This window comes from Rhodovulum tesquicola (assembly GCF_024128855.1).
Taxonomy (GTDB): Bacteria; Pseudomonadota; Alphaproteobacteria; order Rhodobacterales; family Rhodobacteraceae; genus Rhodovulum; species Rhodovulum tesquicola.
Genome location: NZ_JAMYDV010000002.1, coordinates 128,398 through 147,519, shown reverse-complemented (window position 1 = coordinate 147,519; position 19,122 = coordinate 128,398). Strand labels below are relative to the sequence as shown.

The following is a 19,122-nucleotide window of genomic DNA, read 5'->3' as shown; positions in this document are numbered from 1 at the left end:
CGGCGGAAGCGAATAACAAAACGATATCGTTTTATAAACGTGCGCGCCCCTCTCCGCCAGAGAAATCGCCTATCCCACGAGGTTCCCCATGCCCCGCCTTCCCCGGGTTCTCGCCGCAATCCTGACGCTGTCGCTGGCCGTGGCAACCGCCGCCCCGGCCCAGCAGGCGCAAGGCCAGCGCCCGCCCACGCCGGTCACCGTCGTCACCCTGTCCGCGCAGGACATCACGCTGACCACGCGGTTGCCGGGCCGGATCGTGGCCTCGGGCATTGCCGAGGTGCGCCCCCAGGTCGCGGGCATCATCACCGAGCGGCTGTTCGACGAGGGCGCCGAGGTCACCGAGGGCGAGGCGCTCTACCGCATCGACTCGGCCAGCTACGAGGCCCGCGTCGCCGCCGCCCTTGCCGCGGTCGCCCAGGCCGAGGCGACCCGCGACTCCGCAAGGCGCGAGGCGACGCGGTTCCAGACATTGCTCGAACGCAACGTCACCAGCCAGCAGGCCGTCGACGACGCGCTGGCCGCGCGCGATTCGGCCGAGGCCGGGCTTCAGGTCGCCGAGGCACAGCTTGTCGCGGCCGAGATCGACCTCGACCGCACCACCGTCACCGCGCCCCTGTCGGGCACGGTCGGCCGCGCGCTGACCACCCGCGGCGCGCTGGTCACCGCCGGGCAGGCGCAACCGCTGGCGGTGATCCGCGCCCTCGACCCGGTGCTGGTCGACGTCACCATGTCGGCCGCCGAACTCGTCGCCTGGCGGCGCGGCCACATGGAGGAGGCGCTGGGCGAGGCCGACCGCACCGTCCGGCTGACGCTTGCCGATGGTGGCGGATACGACCATACCGGCACGCTGCGCGCCGCCGAACCCTATGTCGACGAACGCACCGGCGTTGTCGTGCTGCGGATGGAATTTCCGAACCCCGACAAGATGTTGCTGCCCGGAATGTATGTGCAGGTCGAGATGCCCCAGGGCGTGATCGAGAACGCGATCCTCGCCCCGCAATCGGCCATCGGCCGCGACCGGCGCGGCCGTCCCACCGCGATGGTGGTCACGCCCGAGAACATCGTCGAGGAACGCGCGCTGACCGTCTTGCGCGACCGCGGCACCGACTGGATCGTGACCGAGGGGCTGGCGGATGGCGACCGGATCATCGTGGCCGGGCTGCAGAAGGTCGCCCCCGGCGCGGCGGTCGCCCCCGAAGAGCGCGCCGAGCCCGCGCAAGCAAACTGATCCCGACACCCCGAACCCCGGAGAGACCGCGCCATGGCCCGCTTCTTCATCGACCGCCCGGTCTTCGCCTGGGTCATCTCGATCCTCATCATGGGGATCGGCCTTCTGTCGATCCTGACCCTGCCGATCGCGCAATACCCGCAGATCGCGCCCCCGTCGGTCAGCGTGCAGGCCGCCTATCCCGGCGCCTCGGCCGAGACGGTGGCCAATACCGTGACCCAGATCATCGAACAGCAGATGACCGGGCTCGACGGGCTGCGCTACATCTCGTCCTCCTCGACCTCGGCGGGACAGGCGCAGATCACCCTGACCTTCGAGACCGGCACCGATCCCGACATCGCGCAGGTCCAGGTCCAGAACAAGCTGGCGCAGGCCACCCCCCTTCTGCCCGAAACCGTGCAGCGCCAGGGGGTAAGCGTGCGCAAATCCTCGGCCGGTTTCCTGATGGTGATCGCGCTGATCTCGGATGACGGCGCGCTGGAGCAGGTGGACCTGTCGGATTACATGGTCTCCAACCTCGTCGATGCCTTCGCCCGGATCGAGGGCGTGGGCGAGGTGCAGGTCTTCGGCTCGCAATACGCGATGCGGATCTGGCTCGACCCCGCGAAACTCGCCGCCTTCGAACTGACGCCCGCCGATGTCGTCGCCGCCGTCTCGGCCGAGAACGCCCAGATCTCGGCAGGCTCCTTCGGCTCGCTGCCCGCGCCTGCGGGCCAGCAGCTGAACGCCACGATCACCGCGCAATCGCTGCTGACCAGCCCCGGAGATTTCGAACAGATCGTGCTGCGCGCGGAAACCGATGGCGGGCTCGTGCTGCTGAAGGACGTCGCCAAGGTCGAGATCGGCGCGGAAAGCTACGACACCATCGCCCGGCGCAACGGCCAGCCCGCGGCGGGCATGGCGATCCGGCTTGCGCCCGGCGCGAACGCGCTGGACACCGCGCGCCGCGTCAAGGCGCAGATCGAGGAATACGCCCAGTTCTTCCCCGAGAACGTCTCCTACGTCATCCCCTACGACACCACCCCCTTCATCGAGATCTCGATCAAGGAAGTGGCCAAGACGCTGGTCGAGGCGATCATCCTCGTCTTCTTCGTGATGCTGCTGTTCCTTCAGAACCTGCGCGCCACGCTGATCCCCACGCTGGCGGTGCCGGTCGTGCTGCTGGGCACCTTCGGCGTGCTGGCGGCCTTCGGCTTCTCGATCAACACGCTGACCATGCTGGCGATGGTGCTGGCGATCGGTCTGCTGGTCGACGACGCCATCGTGGTGGTGGAAAACGTCGAGCGCATCATCGAGGAAGAGGGGCTTTCCCCGCGCGAGGCCACGCGCAAGTCGATGGGTCAGATCACCGGCGCGCTGATCGGCATCGCGCTGGTGCTGTCCGCGGTGTTCGTGCCGATGGCCTTCTTCGGCGGCTCGACCGGCGTGATCTATCAGCAATTCTCGATCACCATCGTCTCGGCCATGGCGCTGTCGGTGCTGGTGGCGCTGACGCTGACGCCCGCGCTCTGCGCCTCGATCCTGCGCTCGAAGGACGCGGTTCACACCCGGCGCGGGCCGTTCGGCTGGTTCAACCGCTTCTTCGACAAGCTGACGGGGGGCTATGCGGGGTCGGTCGGCTGGATCATCCGCCGCCCGCTGCGCATCGGGATGATCTATGTGCTGCTCGCCGTCACGATGGGCTGGATGTTCGTCAAGACGCCCACCGGCTTCCTGCCGAACGAGGACCAGGGCCTCTTGTTCACCCTGATCCAGGCACCCACCGGCGCCACCGCCGAGCGCACCCAGGCCGTGGCCGACCAGGTCAAGGATTTCTACCTGAATGCCGAGGCCGAGAACGTGAACTCGGTCTTCACGGTGGTCGGCTTCAGCTTTGCCGGGCGCGGCCAGAACATGGGGCTGGGCTTCGTCCAGCTCAAGGACTGGGACGAGCGCACCCGCCCCGACCAGGGCGTGCAGGCCATCGCCGGTCGCGCCTTCGGCGCCTTCAGCCAGATCCAGGATGCCATGGTCTTTCCCATCGTGCCGCCCTCGGTGATCGAACTGGGCAACGTCTCGGGCTTCGATTTCTACCTTCAGGCCCGCGGCGGACAGACCCACGAGGAACTCCTGGCCGCCCGCAACCAGCTTCTGGGGATGAGCGCGCAAAGCCCGCTGATCGGCTCGATCCGGCCCAACGGGCTGGAGGACGCGACGCAGTTCAGGCTGGACATCGACTGGCGCGCGGCCGGTGCGATGGGGCTGTCGGCCACCGAGGTCGGGCAGTTGCTCTCGATCGCCTGGGCCGGGCGCTACGTCAACGACTTCATCGACCGCGGCCGGATCAAGCGGGTCTATGTCCAGGGCGAACCCGAGGCGCGCGCGACCCCCGAGGATATCGAGCTCTGGCGCGTGCGCAATGCAAGCGGCGGGCTGGTGCCGTTCTCGAACTTCACCGATGCGGGCTGGGAATTCGGCCCGCAGGGCCTGACGCGCTATAACGGCGTGCCCGCGATGCAGTTGCAGGGCGGACCCGCCCCCGGCGTCACAACCGGCGAGGCCATGGCCGAGATCGAGCGGCTGGCAGGCCAGCTTCCCCCCGGCTTCGCCGTCGCCTGGACCGGCCTCTCGCTGGAAGAACGCGAATCCGGCAGCCAGGCGCCCCTGCTCTACGCGCTGTCGCTGGCGGTCGTCTTCCTCTGCCTCGCGGCGCTTTACGAAAGCTGGGCGATCCCCTTCGCGGTCATGCTGGCCATGCCCATCGGCGTCCTGGGCGCGCTGATCGGCGCCTGGCTGGGCGGGTTCGAGAACGGGGTGTTCTTCCAGGTCGCGATCCTGACGGTGATCGGGCTGACCGGCAAGAACGCGATCCTGATCGTCGAATTCGCGCGCGACCGGCAGGTGGCGGGCGAGGATCTCTTCACCGCCATCCGCGAGGCCGCCCGCCAGCGCTTCCGCCCCATCATCATGACCTCGATGGCCTTCTCGCTGGGCGTGCTGCCGCTGGTGCTAAGCTCGGGCGCAGGCTCTGGCGGGCGCAACGCCATCGGCTCGGGCGTGCTGGGCGGCACGCTGACGGCCACGATCCTGGGCGTTCTGCTGGTGCCGCTGTTCTATGTCGCGATCCGCCGCATCGCGCGCGGACCGATGGGCCGCTGACGCCCCCCGCCCGCGCAGGCAGCCGCATGGATGCGCGCGGGCGACCCGCCCGACCCCGCGCCCATCCGGGCCGCCGCTCAGGCCGCGTCCGTATTGTCGGCCGCCCCCTCGGGGCGGGTGAACACCGTGACCCGCGCGCGGCCTGCGCCCTTGGACTGGTACAGCGCGCAATCGGCCTCGCGCATCAGCCGCTTGGGATCCGGCGAATCCTGCCGCGAGAAGACCGACACGCCGATGCTGGCCGAGATCCGGCACTCCCGCATGCCGACCGGGATCGGCTCCTCGATCTGGCGGATCAGCCGCTCCGCGATCCGCGCAATGCGGAACGGCTCGACGATATCGACCAGGATCATCACGAACTCGTCGCCGCCGACCCGCGCCACCAGGTCCTGCGTCCGGCATTGCGCGCGCAGCAGATGCGCCACCTCGCGCAGCACCGCGTCGCCCACGTCATGGCCATGGGTGTCATTGACCAGCTTGAAGTAATCCAGGTCGATCTGCATCAGCGCAAAGGCCCGCCCCTGCCCCAGCAGCCGCGCCAGCGTGGCATCCAGGCGGCGCCGGTTGGCCAGCCCGGTCAGCGTGTCGGTCGCCGCCTCCTTCTCGGCCGAGACGCGCGCCCCGTTCAGCCGCTCCGCCAGGCGGCTCAATTCGGCGCTGACGACGGACTTGGCCTCATGCAGGTAGAGCAGTTCCACCGCCAGGTCGCTCGGCGAGAAATCCCCCAGCGTCAGGTCGAACCGGCTGACCGCCTCGATCAGCGAGATCCCCATCGAGATGTCGATCAGCGCGCCGCCATCCGGCAGTCCCGCCACCAGCCCCTTGAGCGGCAGCGCGGGCGCAACCGCCAGCGTCAGCTTCAGCGGCCGCCCCGCCAGCGCCAGAAGCCCCGCGATATCCGTGGCCGCCGCCGGTCGGCGCAGGCTGACCACCTCGGCAAAGGGGCGCCCGGCAAGTTCCGTTCCCGCGATCCGTTCCAGCGTCGGGCCGGCCTGGCGCACGCGCCCCTCCGCGTCCAGGCACAGATGCATCGGCAGCAGCCGGCCCAGAACCGCCCCGTCCAGCATGATCGCCCCGCCCTGCCGCGCCGCCCCGGTCATCGGTCCGCCACCAGCGAAAAGCTGCGCCCCTTGTGAAACGCGGTGTCCAGCAGGCTGATACTGACCGTCGCCTGCCCCGGCCCGCGCTCGATCACGTCCAGCACCGCCAGCGCGCCGTAATCGTCGGCCAGCGCCCGCAGCATGCCCTGCAGCACATATTCCACCCCCGGCCAGCCGCCGCGACAGCGGATCGCGACCCCGCCTTCGGTATCCTCGGCCAGTTCCAGCTCGGGCAGTTCCAGGTCCGGCACCGCCAGGCGGGCACGTTCGGGCAGGTCGTCCAGCGAGAACAGGAAATCCACGAAGGTCTCGCCCCCGAATCGCAGCAACCGGCGCAGCGCCTCCAGATCGGGATGCGAGACGAGATAGGTGCCCAGATCCTCCAGGATCATCTCGCGCGGCAGGTCCAGCCGGGCGACCGCGGCCTCCAGCACCGCCTCGGTCAGCTCGTCCTCGTAAGTCAGCATCGCTTCGAAGCCGCCGGGATCGACCCCTGCGACACGCGCCACATGCGTCCAGCATTCCCCGCCATGGGTATCACACAGGAAACGCTGAATCGCGCGGTTGAGCAGACCGTGCATCATTCACTCCGCCAAACAGAACAAGGCAATTGAATGCGAATCTGCGGCGAAGGTATTAAGAATTGGCAAAGCCCGGCCGGGATGCGACCGCCCGCCGCCCGCAACCGACCTCAGCGCCCGAAGAACAGCGTGCGGCCCTCGACCTCCAGCGCGTTCAGCCGCTGCGGCACCAGCCGGAACTCGCCCGCGACCAGCGCGTCGATGGCAGCGTCCGCGGCGCGGTAGAAATCGGCGCCGGTCAGGAATTCGGGGCTGCGCATGGTGAACCCCACCCCCTCGGCCTCGCGGAAATAGGCCCGCACCAGCAACGCCCCCGCCGGGTTATGCGCCACGATCAGCACCTCCTCGCCCGCGCGCGCCCCGGACAGATCGGCCAGCACCGCCACGCAGCCCGGATTGCCGCCCGCAGTGCGGTAGGTGCAGGCCCGCCCGATCTGCTGCAACTCCCACAGGCGCAGGCTCGACAGCAGCCCCTCGGGCAGCGCGCGGCCCTCGGGACGCACCGGCAGCATCCCGGCCAGATCGGCGACCAACTGGGCGACATCGCCGCTTTCGCCCTGGCGCTCAAAGGCATAGGGCGTCTCGGCATTCTCGAGCGCGGCCAGACGCTCGGCCAGACGCGCGGCCTCGGGATGGTCCTCCATCCCGGCCAGCCGCGCCAGCCCCGCCTGCCCCGCCCGGCCCCATTCCCGCCCGATCGCCCACAGGTCCAGCCCCTCGGCCCCGACCCGGCCGCTCTCGAACCGGGCGATCTGATGGGCCACCGCCAACCGCTGCGGATCGAGCGCGGGCGTGAAGAACCCCGCGACCATCGCCATCGCCACCAGCGCCATGCCGACATTGGCCCGCCGGATCCGCGCGCCCCAGCCCGGACCGGCCAGAACCGACCCGGCATAGGCCAGCCCATAGCCCAGCGCCAGCGCCGCCATCGCCCCGGCCACGACCCGGTCCGGCGTCAGGCCGTATTGCGCGACCCGCAGCCAGACCGCCACTCCCGCCAGCGCCGCCAGCGCGGGCAGCAGCAGCGCCAGGAACCGGCAGCACCACCAGGTCAGCCCCCCCGGCGCCCGCCGCTCGTCGCTGGCATCCAGCCCCGAGGACACCAGCGTCGCCGACCCGAAGGCCATCGCCAGCAGGATCGCCGCCGCCGAGAAATCGCCGAACAGGTTCGACAAGCCCCGGAACGGCAGCGCCGCCAGGAACACCGCCACCACCACCAGCACCACCGGCAAGAGCAGCCGCAGCAATTGCAGCACCAGCTCGGGCGAGACGTAATCCGACAGCTCGTCCACCACCGCCAGCGCCAGCCCCAGCATCAGCCCGCTCAGCAGATAGGGCATCTCGGCGCGGTTCATCAGCCGCTCGATCACGTCGATCCCCACCAGCCCCAGCAGCGCGTTCGACAGGAACAGCACGCCCCAGACCAGGCCCACGAACAGCCAGGCCGCCGCGAACCGGACGACGATCATCCAGGACTGGGTGAACAGCACCGCGTAGTCGGTCGGCCGCCGTCCCGGCCCCAGCCCCGCGATCAGGAAGGGCAGCGCCAGCCCCAGCAGCAGCGCAAGACCGATCCAGGGATGGCCCGTGGCCAGAAACCCCGCCACATCGTCGAAACGCAGGCTGGCCCAGGCCATCAGCCCCGCCAGCGGCAGCGCCACCAGCCCCGCCGCCGCCAGCGCGCGGCGCGGCGGCAAGGGGCCGCTCAGCGCCAGCGCGGCGGGAAAGAAGGCGGCCCCCAGGCTGGTGACGAACAGATGCAGCCGCGGCAGCCCGGCCATCCGGTCGGGCAGCACATCCACCAGCAGCCAGGCCGACATCCCGGCCAGCAGGCCCAGCAGGCCCAGCCTGACCCGCCCCGACACAAGCGCCGCCCGCACCCCGTCCATCGCCGCCTCCGACCCGCCATGACTGCCCCGGCGGACCATAGCGCCCGCCCGCCGCGCCGGCCAGTGGCGGCGGCGCAGTCAGGCCGGGGCCATCAGGCCGGGACAGCGCCCTCAGGCGGCAGAGCGGCAGATCTCGACGGTGTTGCGGCCCGACGCCTTGGCGGCATAAAGCGCGCGGTCGGCCTGCGCCATCAGGGCATTGACCTCGCCCTCGGGGCTGCCGTCTTCCTTGGGCGGACGCTCGCCGCCAAAGGCCACGCCGATGCTGATCGTCACGCCGATGGCACCCGGCTCGCCGGCCAGGTCCACCGGCCGCGCCTGCACCGCGGTGCGCAGCCGCTCGGCGGTGGCGCAGGCTTGCTCGAACCCGGTCTCGGGCAGCGCCACCATGAATTCCTCGCCGCCGATCCGAGCCACCAGGTCGACCGGGCGCAGGTTGTCCTTCAACCGGCGCGCCACCTCGACCAGCACCGCATCGCCCGCGGCATGGCCATGCTGGTCATTGACCAGCTTGAACCGGTCCAGATCGAGCAGCATCACCGCGTAACCGCGCCCGGTCTCGGACGAGCGCTCGACGATCCGGCCCAGATGCGGCAGCGCATAGCGGCGGTTGAACAGCCCGGTCAGCGGATCGGTCACCGCCAGCCGCAACCCGTCCTCGACCGTCGCCCGCAGCCGGTCGGCCTGCTGCTTGCGGCGCAGCTGGCTGCGGATCCGGATCGCCAGTTCCTGGGCATCGACCGGCGCCAGGATCAGGTCGTTCGCGCCCAGATCCAGCGCCATCGCCGCGGTCTCGCGCGCCGCCTCGGGCACCACGACCATCACCGCGGCATGGCGCGTCGCGGCATGCGCGCGCAGTTCGGACACCAGCCGCAGCCCCGCCCCCTCGGGGGCAAGCCGCGAATCGACCACGAAGACATCGGCCACCGGATGATCCGCCTGCGAATCCAGCGCCTCGGCCCGGGTGATCATGGCCAGCGGTTCCGACAGCAGCGGCGCCAGCCCCGCGCGCCAGGTCAGCCCGCTGCGCGGATCGGCCGCGATCAGCGCCACCCGGCCCGGCGGGGCAAAGATCTCGGGCGCCTCGGCAAAGCCCAGCGCGCGATGGGTGCCGTTGCGCAGCGCCAGTTCCTCGGCGGTCTCGCGGGCGCGCAACAGGTTGCGCACGCGCGCCAGCAGGATCATCTCGTCCAGCGGCTTCGACAGGAACTCGTCCGCGCCCGCTTCCAGCGCGCGCATCTTGACCTCGGCCGAGCGCGCCGCCGTCACCACGATCAACGGGATCGAGGCGGTCTCGGGATGCGCCTTCAGCGTGCGGCACAGCTCCGTCGCCTCCATGTCGGGCAATGCCATGTCCATCAGGATCAGGTCGGGCCGGTCGCGCCGCGCCGCCGACAGGGCCGAGGCGCCGTCGCGGGCCTGAAGCACATCGTAATGCGCCTCGCTCAACCGCACCTTCATCACGATGCGGTTGGTGGCCACGTCGTCGACTATCAGGATTCGCCGGGACATCGGCGCCGCTCCTCTGCCTGAAATATCCGAAACTTTTTACCGACATTTTCGAGGTTCAGTCTTGGGCAGGAAGTGTTAACAAACCCTTTAACGAGACCCTGGGGCAACGTTTCACGATGCGGAAATCCGCCGAAACACTGGCGCTGACCGCGCTGGCATGGCTCGCCGGACAGGACTCGCTTCTGGCGGTCTTCCTCGGCGCCACCGGCGCGACCGAAAACGACCTGCGAAACCGCGCCGACGACCCCGAATTCCTCGCCTCGGTGCTGGATTTCCTGCTGATGGACGATGCCTGGGTGCTGGCCTTCTGCCAGGCCCATGACCTGCCCGGTGCCGCGCTGATGCAGGCGCGCGCCGCCCTGCCCGGCGGCGCCGACCCGCACTGGACCTGAGCGGGCCTGTTGCATCAACGCCGGTGACGCGGCATCACCACGGCAAGCCACGGCACAGGACAGCGCAGGACCATGGGCCCGATCACCGCGATTCTCTTCGACAAGGACGGGACGCTGTTCGATTTCCATGCCTCCTGGGGCGATTGGGCGGCGGACATGCTCGACCGGCTGGCCGCGGGCGACGGCGCCCGCCACGCCGCCCTCGCCGGCGCGGTGGGATTCGACCCGGGCGCGCGGCGCTTCCGCGCCGACAGCATCGCCATCGCCGCCACCGTCGAAGAGGTCGCCCTGCGCCTCCTGCCGCACCTGCCCGCCACCGACCCGGCGCATCTCGTCGACCTGCTGAACAGCCTGGCCGCCCGCGCCCGGATGCGCCCCGCGGTGCCGCTCGCCCCCCTTCTCGACCGGCTCGCCGGGCGCGGCCTCGCGCTGGGCGTGGCCACCAACGACGCCGAAACCCCGGCCCGCTGCCACCTCGAAGCGGCCGGAATCGCCGACCGGCTGTGCTTCGTCGCAGGCTATGACAGCGGCCATGGCGCCAAGCCCGGACCGGGCCAGCTGCTCGCCTTCGCCGCCGCCACCGGCCGCCGCCCGGCCGAGGTGCTGATGGTCGGCGACAGCCGCCACGACCTGATCGCGGGCCGCGCCGCCGGCATGGCCACGGTCGGCGTCCTGACCGGCACCGCCGCCGCCGCGGAGCTGGCCGACCTCGCCGATGCCGTGCTGCCCGATATCGGCCACCTGCCCGCGCTGCTCGACCGGATCGCCGCCCGCTAGCGCCGAGCCCTGTTTCTTCTTGGCGAAAATACCCATGCCGCGCGTGCCACCCGCGCGCCGGTGCCGGGTCTAAAGCCGGATCGCCGAGATCAGCCGCCCGTAATCGGCCTCGCCCGAATGGACCGAGCGGCGATAGGAAAAGAACCGCTCGGCATCGGAATAGGTGCAATGCCGCGTCCAGATCGCCTGGCCGATCCCCGCCCGGCGCAACCGCGCCAGGCCGAAGGCCGGCAGGTCGAACAGCATCCGGTCGCCCGCACCCTGCGCGAAGAACCGCGTATTGCCCGGATCGTCGGCCCTGAACGCGTCCAGGAACTCGGGCCCCACCTCATAGGCGCGCTGGCTGATCGTCGGCCCAATCACCGCCACCGTGTCGGCCCGGCGCGCGCCCAGCCGCTCCATCGCGATCAGCGTGGCCTCCAGCACCCCGTCCAGCGCCCCGCGCCAGCCCGCATGGGCGGCACCGATCACCCCGGCCTCGCGGTCGGCGAACAGCACCGGCTGGCAATCGGCCGTCAGCACCGCCAGCGCCAGACCCGGGGTCGCGGTCACGATGGCATCGGCCTGCGCGCGCTCGGCCAGCGGCCCCTCGATCACCGCCACATCGGCCGAATGGACCTGATGCACCGTGACCAGGTGATCGGCCGCCACGCCCAGCGCCCCCGCCACCCGGGCGCGGTTGATCGCCACCACTTCCGACAGGTCGGACGAGCCCCCGCCGCAATTCAGCCCCTGAAACACGCCCGACGACGCCCCGCCCCGCCGGGTGAAGAACCCGTGCCGCAAGGGGGAAAGCACGTCGGAGGTGAGTATCTCCAGCGTCATGGATCGAATCCCGGTGGGGCCGGACTGCCCCGTCCTGTCAGCGCGATTGCCTGGAAGAGCGTTCCCATTTCCTGCGGATGGGTCAAGCGGCGATATGCGACAATATGCGCATCGCGCGCCACCCCCGTCAGCTTGCGCGCCAGAATCCCGGCCCGCGCCGCGATCCCCAGCCGGTCGAGCAACACCCCCTGCGCGGTCGGCGGCGCCACCGCCACCCCCGCGGCAAGGGCGGCCCGCGACAGCGCCTCGAAATCGACATGGGCGGTCAGATCGGCGTCGCCCGGATGGGCCAGCACCGGCTCGGGGCGATGGGCGCGCACCGCCTGCAACGTGTCGTCCAGCGAGCGCCAGCCGCCATAATCCACGATCAGCGCCGCGCCGCCATGGGCCGCGATGCGGTCCGCCACCGCCGCGACGATCGCCTCGCCCGGCGCGCAGGTCTCGACGATATCGCCCGGCCGCGTGTCGGCCAGCCGATGCGCCAGCGCGGCCACGGGCATGGGCACCGTCAGCCCGAATCCCAGCGCGCCCCCCACCAGCCCCACCTGCCGCTCGCACCAGCCCTCCGCGTCGCGCCGGAACTGGCGGATCGGCAGCGCGTCGAAGAACTCGTTGGCGACCAGGAACAGCGGCGCCTCGGGCAGCGCGTCCACGCTTTCGGCCCAGGTCACCGCATGGCCTGCCAGCACCTCGCGCTGGCGGGCGCGCAACACCGGGGAGGCCTCGACCAGATGCACCCGCGCCGCGGCCAGGAACCCCGGCACCCCGCGCGCAGCGCGCAGCGCGTCCGCCATCAGCGTGCCGCGCCCCGGCCCAAGCTCGGCCAGCGTGAAGGGCGCGGGCGACCCGCGGTCCAGCCAGGCCTGCGCCAGCCACAGGCCCAGCAACTCGCCGAACATCTGGCTGATCTCGGGCGCGGTGGTGAAATCGCCCGCCGCCCCGAACGGATCGCGCGTCGCATAATAGCCATGCTCGGGATGCATCAGGCATTCCGCCATGAACTCGGCGACGCTGATCGGACCGGCAGACGCGATCCTGCGGGCCAGAAGCTCGGCCAGCGCCGTCACGCGCGCCTGCGCGAGAGCAGCAGGAAGACAAGCCCCAGCGCCACCATCGGCAGCGACAGAAGCTGGCCCATGCTCAACCCCGCCCCGCCCAGATGCACGACATGGCCCAGCGGGTTGTCGGGCGTGATGAATTGCGGATCGGCCTCGCGGAACAGCTCGACGAAGATGCGCGCCAGCCCGTAGCCCAGGAAGAACACCCCCGCCACCGCGCCCGGCCGCCGCAGCGCCCCGCGCGCACGGACCAGCCAGACCAGCAGCAGCCCCAGCACCAGCCCCTCCAGCCCCGCCTCGTAAAGCTGCGAGGGATGGCGCGCACAGGGCATCATGTCCCAGCCCGGGCAGTCCTGCGCAAGATAGCCCGGAAACACCACCGCCCAGGGCAGGTCTGAGGGCCGCCCCCACAGCTCGGCATTGATGAAATTCGCGATCCGCCCGAAGAACAGCCCCACCGGCGTCGCCAGCGCCAGCGCATCGGCCGCCGACAGAAGCGGCACGCCATGGCGCCGCGCGAACAGCACCAGCGCGATGCAGACCCCGGCCAGCCCGCCATGGAACGCCATGCCACCCTGCCAGACCATCGGGATCTCCAGCGGATTGGCCAGGTAATGGCCCGGCTGGTAGAACAGCACGAAGCCCAGCCGCCCGCCCAGGATCACGCCCAGGATGATCCAGGTCAGCAACTCGTCCACCTGCTCGGGGCGCATCGGTGCCCGGTCCTCGGGCCACAGCGCCGGGCGGCGCATGGCCGCGACCACGATCCGCCAGCCGATCAGCAGCCCGGCGATATAGGCCAGCGCATACCAGCGCAGCGCGAATTCCAGTCCGAACAGCGAGACCGAGAAGATCTCGTTGCCGATATCGGGAAAATTCAGAACACCCAGCATGCCCCGCCTCATTGGCCCTCGCGCGGGCGAAGTCAACCTTGAGCTTGCCCCGCCCCCGGGTCATATAGGGGGCAAACGTAAACGCCAGGGGGCGCAGATGCAGACCAGCAACAAGTTTCTCGACGACATGTCGAAGCTGATGACCAACGCCATGGGCGTGGCCCAGGGCGCCAAGGACGAGGCAGAAACCGCGTTCCGCAGCATGATCGACCGCTGGCTCGCGGATCGCGATTTCGTCACGCGCGAGGAATTCGACGCCGTCCGCGCCATGGCCCAGAAGGCCCGCGAGGAGAACGAGGCGCTGAAGGCCCGGATCGAGGCGCTGGAAGCGGGCCGCTGACGGCCCCGCCGCGCGCAGGACACCGCCTTGCCCATGCCCATCTCCCGGGACCGGCCGCAGGCCGCGCCTGCCCCTTGGCCGCGCGTCGGTGACCGGCGATGAGGGCGGGCCTGCCCCATGCCATCCCCGGCCAGCGCATCGGGCTTCTGGGCGGGTCGTTCGACCCCGCCCATGAGGGTCATGCCCATATCACCCGGCAGGCGCTGAAACGCTTCGGGCTGGACGCGGTCTGGTGGCTTGTCAGCCCCGGCAACCCGCTGAAACCCGAAGGCCCCGCACCGATGGACCGCCGCATCGCCGCCGCGCGCCGGGTGATGGACCACCCGCGCGTGACGATCACCGATATCGAGGCCCGGATCGGCACCCGCTACACCGCCCAGACGCTGGCCCGCCTCATGGCGCTCTATCCCGGCACGCGCTTCGTCTGGCTGATGGGGGCGGACAACCTGCTCGGCTTTCACCGCTGGGAAAACTGGCGCTCCATCCTCGACAGCGTGCCGGTCGGCGTTCTGGCCCGGCCCGGCCAGGGGCTGGCGCACCGCCAGTCGAGGGCCGCGCTGATCTATGCCCGCCACCGCCTGCCCGCGGAACTGGCCCACAGCCTCGCCACGCGCCACCCGCCTGCCTGGTGCTATCTCAGCCTGCCCAAGATCGACATCTCGTCCTCGCAGATCCGCGCCCGCGGCCAGTGGCAGCGCAGCCCCTGACCTCCCCCGATCTGCGGACTTGCCGGGATGCGGCGGATTTGGTTCACTCCCCGCCATGACATTCGCCCGCACGCCCCTGTCGCGGCGCTGGGTGCTGGCCGGGCTGATGGCCGGCGCAGCCGGCCCCGCGCTTGCCACCCCGCTCGAGCGCAGCCCGCGCCCGCTGGCCCGGCCCGAAGCCGCGCGCCGCGCCGCCGAGGCCGAGCAGATCGTCGCCCGCGCCGGTCTGGGCGAGGCGCAGGTGGGCATCGCGCTGGCCGACACCGCGACGGGCGAGCTGCTCGAGGCGATCAGCCCCGATCTCGCGCTGCCCCCCGCCTCGGTCGCCAAGGCGGTGACCGCGATCTACGCGCTCGACACGCTGGGACCGTCGCACCGCTTCGCCACCCGCATCTTCGCCACCGGCCCGCTTGCGAACGGGCGGCTCGCGGGCGACCTGATCCTTTCGGGCAGCGGCGATCCGGTGCTCGACACCGACATGCTGGGCGATCTGGTCCAGGACCTGCGCGCGCGCGGGCTGACCGAGGTCGCGGGCCGCTTCCTCTATCACGAGGGCGCGCTGCCGCAATTCCCCGCGATCGACCCGGCCCAGCCGCCCCATGTCGGCTACAACCCGGCGATCTCGGGGCTGAACCTCAACTTCAACCGCGTCCATTTCGAATGGACCCGCCAGGGCGGCGGCTATGGCGTCAAGCTCGACGCCCGCGCGCGCCGCTACGCCCCCGCGGTCGGCGTCGCGCGCATGCAGATCGTGGACCGCGCGGCCCCCGTCTACACCTATTCCTCCAAGGGCGGCGTGGACGAATGGTCGGTGGCGCGCGGCGCGCTGGGCAATGGCGGCGCGCGCTGGCTGCCGGTGCGCCAGCCCGCGCTCTACTGCGCCGAGGTGTTCCACACGCTGGCCCGCGGCGCAGGCATCGCGCTGCCCCGCCCCGAACCGGGCGCCCCCCCGGCCGGGGCCAGCCTGCTGGCCGAACATCTCAGCGCGCCGCTGTCGGACATCCTGCGGGGCATGATGACCCACTCCACCAATGTCACCGCCGAGGCGCTGGGCCTGGCCTCGACGCTGGCCCGCGGCGGACAGCCCGCCACGCTGGCCGCGTCGGGACAGGCGATGGCAGCATGGCTCGCGGCGCGCACCGGCGCGACCGGCCCGCGCTTCGTCGATCATTCGGGCCTGGGCGATGCCTCGCGCCTGTCCGCGGCCGAGATGGTACGCGTGCTGAGCGCGGTGGCGCCCGAGGCGCAGCTCCGGGCGCTGATGAAACCGGTCGACCTGCGCGACGCCCAGGGCCGCCCGCGCAAGGACGCACCCGTCTCGATCCAGGCCAAGACCGGCACGCTGAACTTCGTGTCCTCGCTGGCAGGCTATGTCACCAGCCCCGGCGGGCGGGAACTGGCCTTCGCGATCTTCACCGCCGATACCGACCGGCGTGCGCGGCTGTCCCCACAGGAACTCGAAAACCCCGAGGGCGGGCGCGGCTGGCTTTCCCGCGCAAGACGGCTTCAGACCGACATGCTGGACCGCTGGGCCACGCTCTACGCCTGAGCCGCAGCTCAACAGGGCTGGCGCACCACATAGACCGAGCAATCGGAATGCCGCACGACGCGGGCCGCATTCGGACCCAGCAGATAGTCGCGCAGGTCGGGCTTGTGGGCGCCGATCACGATCAGGTCCGATCCCGCCTCGCGCGCGGCATGCAGGATCTCCTCATAGGCCTTGCCGGTCGCGACGATATGGCGGACGGCCTTGTTGGCCTCGGCCCCGATCGCCCCGATCACGAACTCGTCCAGCAGCTTGCGCGCCTTGGCCACCGCGCGGTCGTGGAACTCCTTGTCGAAATACTGGCCCACCACGCTCATCCCGAAATCGGGAACGACGGTGATGACATCCAGCCGGGCATCGTCCAGCCGGGCCAGCCGCTCGGCCACGCGCAGCACGCACAGATCGATTTCGGGCTGGCTGATATCGATCGCACACAGGACAGAGGCAGTCATGCGGAAACCTCCTCGCGGCGGGCCCGGCCCAGCTGCGCCCAGGCCACGAGGCCAAGCAGCAGCAAGGCGGGCAGGAACATCATTTCCTTGGGCGCTTGCTCCTGCGGGACGCGCAGCGCTGTGATCTCCACCGGCTCGTCGCCGTAGAAGTCGAAGGCGCGCAGCGCCTCGGCATAGGGCGTGCCGAACATCGGCTCGTCAAGAACCACAAGCCCGTCACGCTCCTCGGGCATCAGCCCCGTCGCCGCCAGCCGCGCAGCCCCCCCCGCCGCGTCGCCGACCGTCACGACAAGGCTGGTCTCGCGCGGGGCGAAGGTGTTGAAATCCGGCCCCAGCACGCGCAACCGGATCTCGTCGCCCGGCGCGGCCTCGCCCAGCACCTGTTCCAGCTGCGCAGGCGGCAGGTCGGCAAAGGGCGGTTGCAGCTTGTTCATGAAGAAATCCGGCCGGAACAGGGCAAAGGCGATCAGGATCAGCGCCGCGCTTTCATACAGACGGTTGCGAGTGATGAACCAGCCCATCGTCCCGGCCGTGAAGATCAGGATCGCCACGGTCGCCACGATGAACACCAGTATCCCCTGTGTCCATGTCACGTCGATCAGCAACAGATCCGTGTTGAAGATGAAGACGAAGGGCAGCGCCACCGTGCGCAGCGAATAGAAGAAGGCGGTGAACCCGGTGCGGATCGCATCCCCCCCCGACACCGCGGCGGCGGCAAAGCTGGCCAGCCCCACGGGCGGGGTCACATCGGCCATGATCCCGAAATAGAACACGAACAGATGCACCGCGATCAGCGGCACGATCAGCCCCGATTGCGCGCCAAGCTGCACCACCACCCCCGCCATCAGCGAGGAGACGACGATGTAATTGGCCGTGGTCGGCAGCCCCATCCCCAGGATCAGCGACAGGATCGCCACGAAGACCAGCATCAGGATCAGGTTCCCGCCCGAGACGAACTCGACCAGGTCGGCCATCACCTGCCCGATCCCGGTCAGCGTGACGGTGCCCACGATGACCCCCGCCGTGGCGGTGGCCAGCGCGATGCCGATCATGTTGCGCGCCCCCGCGATCAGCCCGCCGATCAGGTCGCGAAAGCCCTGCGCAAAGGCCGGCGCCATCTCGCGCCCGCCGCGGAACAGCGCCTTCAGCGGGCGCTGCGTGACCAGGATCGCGAACAGCAGCATCGTCGCCCAGAAGGCCGACAGGCCGGGCGATTTCTGCTCGATCATCAGGAAATAGACCAGCACGACGATCGGCAGCAGGAAATACAGCCCGCTCTTGTAGATCTCGGACACCACCGGCAGCCGCAGATCGCCGGAATTGGGATCGTCGGGCTCCAGGTCGGGCACGGTCGCGGCCAGCGCCAGCAGTCCGACATAGGCGACGAATACCAGCCCCGCCAGCACCAAGCCCGCGCCCTCGGGCACCAGCGCCACGACCCAGCCCACGGGATATTGCACCAGGTAGCACAGCGCCGCGAAGCCCGCGAAGAAGGCGAACATCCCGCCCACCGTGCGCCCCAGCGACACCACCCGGTCGCCCAGCGCGGGCATGTTCCGCTTCACCGCCTCCAGATGGACGATATAGACCAGCGCGATATAGGAGATCATCGCGGGCAGGAACGCATGGGTGATGACCTCGACGTAAGAGATCCCCACATATTCCACCATCAGGAAGGCCGCCGCCCCCATCACGGGGGGCATGATCTGGCCATTGACCGAACTGGCCACCTCGACCGCGCCCGCGCGCTCGGGGGTGAAGCCCACCCGCTTCATCAAGGGGATCGTGAAGGTGCCGGTGGTCACCACATTGGCGATCGACGAGCCCGAGATCAGCCCCGTCGCCGCCGAGCCCACCACCGCCGCCTTGGCCGGGCCGCCGCGCAGATGCCCCAGCGCGCCAAACGCCATCTTGATGAAGTAATTGCCCGCCCCCGCCTTGTCCAGAAGGGCCCCGAACAGCACGAACAGGAAGACAAAGCGCGTCGACACCCCCAGCGCGATGCCGAACACCCCCTCGGCGGTGATCCACATATGGCTCATCGCCTTCTGCAGGCTCGCCCCCTTCCACTGGATCACGTCGGGCACCCAACTGCCCGAGCCGAAGAAGACGTAGAGCAGGAAGATCGTCGCGATCGCCGCCATCGCGGGGCCCAGCGCCCGGCGCGCCGCCTCGAACAGCAGCACGAGGCCCGCCAGCGCGACCCATTTGTCGGTATTGTCCGCCAACCCGCCCGAGCGCACGATCTTGTCGTAGAAGAACACTCCGTAAAGCGCGATGAACGCCCCCGCGCCCGCAAGGATCCAGTCCTGGACGGGAATGCTGCGCCGCGGGCTCGATTTCAGCGCGGGATAGGCGCAGAACGCCAGGAAGATCGCGAAGGCCAGGTGGATCTGGCGCGAATTGTTGATGATGTCGCTGGGCAGCAGGACATTCGCCATCGGCGAGGCCAGCACCACCTGGAACAGCGACCAGCACAGCGCCACCGCCGCCAGGAACAGCCCCACCACGCCCGCCGGGTTTCGCGCCCCCGAATCCGAGGCCGCGACAAGCTGTTGCAGTTCCTCTTCGCTGAGCGCGCGGCCGCCGCCACCGGTTCTCGCCATGGCATTCCGTCTCCCGGCTGGGCCGCGGGCGGGCCGCGGCATGTCGTTCACCGGCGCTGTTGCCGCGCCTTGGGGGCC

At 70.3% G+C, this 19,122-nt stretch carries 16 protein-coding genes; 7 read left to right on the top strand and 9 right to left on the bottom strand.

The features are described 5' to 3' along the window. Positions 1 to 88 precede the first annotated feature (88 nt). Positions 89 to 1,228: an efflux RND transporter periplasmic adaptor subunit gene (locus NHN26_RS03220; RefSeq protein ID WP_253088087.1), complete on the top strand. Its 1,140-nt coding sequence runs from the start codon at positions 89 to 91 to the stop codon at positions 1,226 to 1,228. 33 nt (positions 1,229 to 1,261) lie between these two features. Continuing rightward, entirely contained in the window at positions 1,262 to 4,366 is a 3,105-nt protein-coding gene (locus NHN26_RS03215; protein WP_253088086.1) for an efflux RND transporter permease subunit, read from the top strand. Positions 4,367 to 4,443: 77 nt separating this feature from the next. Here the strand turns inward: NHN26_RS03215 and NHN26_RS03210 are convergent, their stop codons facing one another. The 4 genes from NHN26_RS03210 to NHN26_RS03195 all read right to left on the bottom strand — a co-directional run bounded on the left by NHN26_RS03210 (position 4,444) and on the right by NHN26_RS03195 (position 9,448). After that, positions 4,444 to 5,466, bottom strand: a complete 1,023-nt coding sequence (locus tag NHN26_RS03210; RefSeq protein ID WP_253088085.1) for a GGDEF domain-containing protein — start codon at positions 5,464 to 5,466, stop codon at positions 4,444 to 4,446. Next, complete coding sequence (locus tag NHN26_RS03205) at positions 5,463 to 6,047, bottom strand: heme NO-binding domain-containing protein (RefSeq protein WP_253088084.1); 585 nt, start codon at positions 6,045 to 6,047, stop codon at positions 5,463 to 5,465. The genes NHN26_RS03210 and NHN26_RS03205 overlap by 4 nt, the downstream gene beginning before the upstream one ends. 110 nt (positions 6,048 to 6,157) lie before the next feature. Next, positions 6,158 to 7,936 (bottom strand): DUF4153 domain-containing protein, encoded by a 1,779-nt coding sequence (locus NHN26_RS03200; RefSeq protein WP_253088083.1) that lies wholly within the window; start codon positions 7,934 to 7,936, stop codon positions 6,158 to 6,160. A 111-nt stretch (positions 7,937 to 8,047) separates the two neighbouring features. Beyond that, positions 8,048 to 9,448, bottom strand: coding sequence for a diguanylate cyclase (locus tag NHN26_RS03195; protein WP_253088082.1), 1,401 nt, complete (start codon positions 9,446 to 9,448; stop codon positions 8,048 to 8,050). 116 nt (positions 9,449 to 9,564) lie between these two features. Between NHN26_RS03195 and NHN26_RS03190 the strand changes: the two genes are divergently transcribed. Further along, positions 9,565 to 9,840, top strand: a complete 276-nt coding sequence (locus NHN26_RS03190; RefSeq protein WP_253088081.1) for a DUF3572 domain-containing protein — start codon at positions 9,565 to 9,567, stop codon at positions 9,838 to 9,840. 72 nt (positions 9,841 to 9,912) lie between these two features. Then, positions 9,913 to 10,617 (top strand): HAD family hydrolase, encoded by a 705-nt coding sequence (locus NHN26_RS03185; RefSeq protein ID WP_253088080.1) that lies wholly within the window; start codon positions 9,913 to 9,915, stop codon positions 10,615 to 10,617. Between the two features lie 69 nt (positions 10,618 to 10,686). Here NHN26_RS03185 and pgeF read toward each other — a convergent pair whose 3' ends face one another. From pgeF to lgt, 3 genes are read right to left on the bottom strand one after another with little or no spacing between them, the layout of a single operon-like run. Further along, on the bottom strand, positions 10,687 to 11,442 hold the full coding sequence (gene pgeF / locus NHN26_RS03180) for a peptidoglycan editing factor PgeF (protein ID WP_253088079.1): 756 nt from the start codon (positions 11,440 to 11,442) through the stop codon (positions 10,687 to 10,689). Then, on the bottom strand, positions 11,439 to 12,509 hold the full coding sequence (locus tag NHN26_RS03175) for a class I SAM-dependent methyltransferase (protein ID WP_253088078.1): 1,071 nt from the start codon (positions 12,507 to 12,509) through the stop codon (positions 11,439 to 11,441). The genes pgeF and NHN26_RS03175 overlap by 4 nt, the downstream gene beginning before the upstream one ends. Next, positions 12,506 to 13,393, bottom strand: a complete 888-nt coding sequence (gene lgt / locus NHN26_RS03170) for a prolipoprotein diacylglyceryl transferase (protein ID WP_253088077.1) — start codon at positions 13,391 to 13,393, stop codon at positions 12,506 to 12,508. Before lgt ends, NHN26_RS03175 begins: the two co-directional genes overlap by 4 nt. Before the next feature lie 97 nt (positions 13,394 to 13,490). Between lgt and NHN26_RS03165 the strand changes: the two genes are divergently transcribed. The 3 genes from NHN26_RS03165 to dacB all read left to right on the top strand — a co-directional run bounded on the left by NHN26_RS03165 (position 13,491) and on the right by dacB (position 15,989). Further along, positions 13,491 to 13,733 (top strand): accessory factor UbiK family protein, encoded by a 243-nt coding sequence (locus NHN26_RS03165; protein ID WP_132693964.1) that lies wholly within the window; start codon positions 13,491 to 13,493, stop codon positions 13,731 to 13,733. Between the two features lie 98 nt (positions 13,734 to 13,831). Continuing rightward, on the top strand, positions 13,832 to 14,440 hold the full coding sequence (locus NHN26_RS03160) for a nicotinate-nucleotide adenylyltransferase (protein WP_253088076.1): 609 nt from the start codon (positions 13,832 to 13,834) through the stop codon (positions 14,438 to 14,440). A gap of 55 nt (positions 14,441 to 14,495) precedes the next feature. After that, the gene (dacB, locus tag NHN26_RS03155) at positions 14,496 to 15,989 is read left to right on the top strand and encodes a D-alanyl-D-alanine carboxypeptidase/D-alanyl-D-alanine endopeptidase (RefSeq protein ID WP_253088075.1); all 1,494 of its coding nucleotides are present in this window, start codon (positions 14,496 to 14,498) and stop codon (positions 15,987 to 15,989) included. A gap of 8 nt (positions 15,990 to 15,997) precedes the next feature. Here dacB and NHN26_RS03150 read toward each other — a convergent pair whose 3' ends face one another. Then, positions 15,998 to 16,438, bottom strand: coding sequence for a universal stress protein (locus NHN26_RS03150; protein WP_253088074.1), 441 nt, complete (start codon positions 16,436 to 16,438; stop codon positions 15,998 to 16,000). Then, the gene (locus tag NHN26_RS03145; RefSeq protein ID WP_253088073.1) at positions 16,435 to 19,044 is read right to left on the bottom strand and encodes a TRAP transporter permease; all 2,610 of its coding nucleotides are present in this window, start codon (positions 19,042 to 19,044) and stop codon (positions 16,435 to 16,437) included. The genes NHN26_RS03150 and NHN26_RS03145 overlap by 4 nt, the downstream gene beginning before the upstream one ends. Positions 19,045 to 19,122 lie beyond the last annotated feature (78 nt).

What these genes read in the sequence shown, in the direction of transcription:
- NHN26_RS03190 (WP_253088081.1), top strand. Translation starts at nt 9,565, where the DNA reads ATGCGGAAATCCGCCGAAACACTGGCGCTGACCGCGCTGGCATGGCTC.
- NHN26_RS03145 (WP_253088073.1), bottom strand. Translation starts at nt 19,044, where the DNA reads ATGGCGAGAACCGGTGGCGGCGGCCGCGCGCTCAGCGAAGAGGAACTG.
- dacB (WP_253088075.1), top strand. Translation starts at nt 14,496, where the DNA reads ATGACATTCGCCCGCACGCCCCTGTCGCGGCGCTGGGTGCTGGCCGGG.
- NHN26_RS03215 (WP_253088086.1), top strand. Translation starts at nt 1,262, where the DNA reads ATGGCCCGCTTCTTCATCGACCGCCCGGTCTTCGCCTGGGTCATCTCG.
- NHN26_RS03220 (WP_253088087.1), top strand. Translation starts at nt 89, where the DNA reads ATGCCCCGCCTTCCCCGGGTTCTCGCCGCAATCCTGACGCTGTCGCTG.
- NHN26_RS03160 (WP_253088076.1), top strand. Translation starts at nt 13,832, where the DNA reads ATGAGGGCGGGCCTGCCCCATGCCATCCCCGGCCAGCGCATCGGGCTT.
- NHN26_RS03200 (WP_253088083.1), bottom strand. Translation starts at nt 7,936, where the DNA reads ATGGACGGGGTGCGGGCGGCGCTTGTGTCGGGGCGGGTCAGGCTGGGC.
- lgt (WP_253088077.1), bottom strand. Translation starts at nt 13,393, where the DNA reads ATGCTGGGTGTTCTGAATTTTCCCGATATCGGCAACGAGATCTTCTCG.
- NHN26_RS03210 (WP_253088085.1), bottom strand. Translation starts at nt 5,466, where the DNA reads ATGACCGGGGCGGCGCGGCAGGGCGGGGCGATCATGCTGGACGGGGCG.
- NHN26_RS03150 (WP_253088074.1), bottom strand. Translation starts at nt 16,438, where the DNA reads ATGACTGCCTCTGTCCTGTGTGCGATCGATATCAGCCAGCCCGAAATC.
- NHN26_RS03165 (WP_132693964.1), top strand. Translation starts at nt 13,491, where the DNA reads ATGCAGACCAGCAACAAGTTTCTCGACGACATGTCGAAGCTGATGACC.
- pgeF (WP_253088079.1), bottom strand. Translation starts at nt 11,442, where the DNA reads ATGACGCTGGAGATACTCACCTCCGACGTGCTTTCCCCCTTGCGGCAC.
- NHN26_RS03185 (WP_253088080.1), top strand. Translation starts at nt 9,913, where the DNA reads ATGGGCCCGATCACCGCGATTCTCTTCGACAAGGACGGGACGCTGTTC.
- NHN26_RS03205 (WP_253088084.1), bottom strand. Translation starts at nt 6,047, where the DNA reads ATGCACGGTCTGCTCAACCGCGCGATTCAGCGTTTCCTGTGTGATACC.
- NHN26_RS03195 (WP_253088082.1), bottom strand. Translation starts at nt 9,448, where the DNA reads ATGTCCCGGCGAATCCTGATAGTCGACGACGTGGCCACCAACCGCATC.